Here is a 3,246-nt window from a genome sequence, read left to right on the forward strand (position 1 = left end):
GCTGCGGGACGCCGAGGTCGGGGCCCGATGAGTTCTCCCGCCGCCCGGGCGTGGGCCCGGGTGCGTTCCGTGCTGCCCGCACGCGCCGACCTGGCGGTCATGGGCCGCAGCCCCCGCCGTGATCTGCTGGCGGGGCTCACCGTGGCCATCGTGGCGCTGCCGCTGGCGCTCGGCTTCGGGGTCTCCTCCGGTCTGGGCGCGGAGGCCGGGCTGGCCACCGCGGTGGTGGCCGGTGCGCTGGCCGCGATATTCGGCGGGTCGAACCTTCAGGTCTCCGGGCCCACGGGCGCGATGACCGTGGTGCTGGTGCCGATCGTCGCCCAGCACGGGCCCGGCGGCGTCCTCACGGTCGGTCTCCTCGCGGGACTGATGCTGATCGCGCTCGCCCTCGCTCGTGCCGGACGCTATATGCAGTACGTGCCGGCCCCGGTGGTGGAGGGCTTCACCCTCGGCATCGCCTGTGTGATCGGCCTGCAGCAGGTGCCGAACGCACTGGGCGTGGCCAAACCGGAGGGCGACAAGGTCCTGGCGGTGAGCCTGCGAGCCGTCGAGGCGTTCGTGAAGGCCCCCAACTGGACCGCCCTCGCCCTCGCCGCGGCGGTGGCCGCCGTCATGCTGACCGGCGCGCGGTGGCGGCCGACGGTCCCGTTCTCGATCATCGCCGTGATCGGAGCCACCGTCGTGGCCCAGGGCTGTCACCTGGAGGCCGCTCGGCCCATCGGGGATCTGCCCTCGGGGCTTCCCGCGCCCTCCCTGTCCTTCCTCGACCTCGGTGCCCTCGGGTCACTGCTCGCGCCCGCCGTGGCGGTGGCGGCCCTGGCGGCCCTGGAGTCGTTGCTGTCGGCGTCCGTCGCGGACGGCATGACCGTCGGGCAGAAGCACGACCCCGACAAGGAGCTGTTCGGGCAGGGACTGGCCAACCTCGCCGCCCCGCTGTTCGGCGGCGTCCCGGCCACCGGTGCGATAGCCCGGACCGCGGTCAACGTCCGTACGGGCGCGACGTCGCGGCTGGCGGCCCTCACCCATGCCGCGGTCCTCGCGGTCATCGTCTTCGCGGCGGCCCCGCTGGTCTCCCGCATTCCGCTGGCCGCCCTCGCCGGCGTACTGATCGCCACCGCCATCCGCATGGTGGAGGTGGGCAGCCTGCGGGCCATGGCCCGCGCCACCCGCTCCGACGGCCTGGTGCTGATCCTGACCGCCGTCGCCACCGTGGCCCTGGACCTGGTGTACGCCGTGATCATAGGTCTGCTGGTGGCGGGCGCGCTGGCGCTGCGGGCGGTGGCCAAGCAGGCCCGCCTGGACCAGGTCCCCCTGAAGGCCGACCTGCCCGGCGACCACAGCGCCGAGGAACACGCGCTGCTGGCGGAGCACATCGTGGCCTACCGCATCGACGGACCGCTGTTCTTCGCCGCCGCCCACCGCTTCCTGCTGGAGCTCTCGGAGGTCGCGGACGTCCGCGTGGTGATCCTGCGCATGTCGCGGGTGACGACCATGGACGCCACCGGCGCCCTGGTCCTGAAGGACGCGGTGACCAAGCTGAACCGGCGCGGCATCACCGTCCTGGCCTCCGGCATCCGCCCCGGCCAGCGCCAGGTGCTCGACTCCGTCGGCGCGCTCGGCCCCCTCAGGGCCGCCACGGGGGACGACTACGCCGCCACTCCCGAGGCCATCGCGGCGGCCCGAGCCCATCTGCACGGTGCCGGCGTCCTGTCCGTCCCGGCCCAGAGCCCACCCGTCCGCCCCGTGCCCGCGACCACCGAGGAGTCCTCCCGATGACCACCTCTCCGCCCCTTCGCCGCATGTTCGAGGTCTCCGGCGAGGAAGCCTGGTACCTGCTCGGCGGAATCACCCAGGGCCGCATCGTCTACGAGCAGCGGGACGCGCTCGCCGTACGTCCCGCCACCCACGTCGTGGAGTACGGGCGGCTGATCGTCCGCACCCCGGCCCCCAGCGCCGCGCTCTTCGGCCGGGTCGGCGTCACCCACCACTGCGACTACATCCACCCCAACACCGGGACCGGCTGGGCCGTGACGACCGCCGGCCTCGCCGAGGTCATCACCGACCCGGACGTGGCCGCCCACTACCGCCGCACCCTCCCCGGCTGGGCACACGGCCCCCACGACACGCTCCTGTACATCCATCCGCAGGCCACGACCGGCTTCCGCTTCACCCACTCCACCGAGACCGCCACGACCTCCGGCGCCGCCCGGAGGCCGCAGGCCCGGTGAAGCGGCTCGCGGTCCTGCCGTACCGGCACGTGCTCACCTGCCGGGCGATCCCCGCGTCGGTGTCCCTGGCCCGCCGCACGGCCGAGGCGACGTACGCCTCCTGGGGCATCGACCCCGGCCACCGCGTCATGGGACCGGCCCTGCTGATGCTGAGCGAACTGGTCCTCAACGGCGTCCGCCACGCCGCCCGCACCTCCCCGCAGCTGACCGTCGTCTACGCGGTCCGCACCGGCCTGCTCGACTTCGCCGTCCACGACCGGCACCCGTACCGGCCCGACCCGGCGCGTTTCGCCGAGAGCTCCGGCGGACTCGCCGTCGTCGCCGAGCTCCTGACGGAGCTGGGCGGTTCCTGCACCGTGCTGACCGACGGCGACGGCGGCGGCAAGAACATCTGGATCACCCTGCCCACCTGACCGTTCCGACCGCTAAGAATCAGGCCGGGTGCCCGCCGTCAGCCATGGCGGGGTTCCATTCCACCGGGACCGGCGACTTCCGGTTCCGGTCCGGCGCGCCTTCCGCGGGGGCGCAGGTCCTCGGGGACGCAGAAGCGGACCAGCATGACTTTGCCGCTGCCGTACACGGTGGGTTCCACGCTCAACCTGCCGTCGTAGGCGGCGGCCAGGTCGGCGACGGTCCGCAGGCCGTCCCCCACCCCTTCCGGGGACAGATCGGGCAGGCGCGGGTCCTGGTCCGCCACGCCGATGACGAGCTGACCGGCCCCGATCGCGATGGCCACATCCGCCGTGGGGGACTGGACGGCGGCGTGCCGGACGGCGTTGGCGACCAGTTCGCTCACCACGAGCAGGACGGCTCCCGCGAAGGCGGTGTTCGGGCGGAGCCCGTACTCCGAGAGCGCCGCCGTCGTATCGCGCCGTGTCTGCCGCACCGCTTCCGGGACCAGCGGAACCGTCAGGACGCGCCGCCATACGGGCGGAGAGGCGCTCTCGCACGCCGCTGCCGGCAGCGCGCGCCTGCGACGCCACTTCACCGCGACGCCTCCGCCTCGGCTCCGAGGAGT

Annotated in this window: 4 protein-coding genes; 3 read left to right on the forward strand and 1 reads right to left on the reverse strand. The window is 73.8% G+C overall.

Going from position 1 to position 3,246, the window contains the following annotated elements; translation table 11 throughout:
* Positions 1-27: 27 nt before the first annotated feature.
* Genes ACX9I7_RS32430 through ACX9I7_RS32440 form a run of 3 tightly spaced genes read left to right on the forward strand, consistent with a single transcriptional unit; the run spans position 28 to position 2,641 of the window.
* Positions 28-1,776: a SulP family inorganic anion transporter gene (locus ACX9I7_RS32430; RefSeq protein ID WP_387577022.1), complete on the forward strand. Its 1,749-nt coding sequence runs from the start codon at positions 28-30 to the stop codon at positions 1,774-1,776.
* On the forward strand, positions 1,773-2,228 hold the full coding sequence (locus tag ACX9I7_RS32435) for a pyridoxamine 5'-phosphate oxidase family protein (RefSeq protein ID WP_387577024.1): 456 nt from the start codon (positions 1,773-1,775) through the stop codon (positions 2,226-2,228). The genes ACX9I7_RS32430 and ACX9I7_RS32435 overlap by 4 nt, the downstream gene beginning before the upstream one ends.
* Positions 2,225-2,641 carry an ATP-binding protein gene (locus ACX9I7_RS32440; RefSeq protein ID WP_189457471.1) on the forward strand — a complete coding sequence of 139 codons (417 nt, stop codon included), beginning with the start codon at positions 2,225-2,227 and terminating at the stop codon, positions 2,639-2,641. Before ACX9I7_RS32435 ends, ACX9I7_RS32440 begins: the two co-directional genes overlap by 4 nt.
* Before the next feature lie 38 nt (positions 2,642-2,679).
* On the opposite strand, the gene ACX9I7_RS32445 is transcribed toward ACX9I7_RS32440, so the two are convergent.
* Positions 2,680-3,246, reverse strand: a 567-nt coding sequence (locus tag ACX9I7_RS32445) for an ATP-binding protein (RefSeq protein WP_459389374.1), incomplete at its 5' end; no start/stop codon positions are given.

The sequence above is a fragment of the Streptomyces sp. L500 genome, from assembly GCF_054551825.1.

What these genes read in the sequence shown, in the direction of transcription:
- ACX9I7_RS32430 (WP_387577022.1), top strand. Translation starts at nt 28, where the DNA reads ATGAGTTCTCCCGCCGCCCGGGCGTGGGCCCGGGTGCGTTCCGTGCTG.
- ACX9I7_RS32435 (WP_387577024.1), top strand. Translation starts at nt 1,773, where the DNA reads ATGACCACCTCTCCGCCCCTTCGCCGCATGTTCGAGGTCTCCGGCGAG.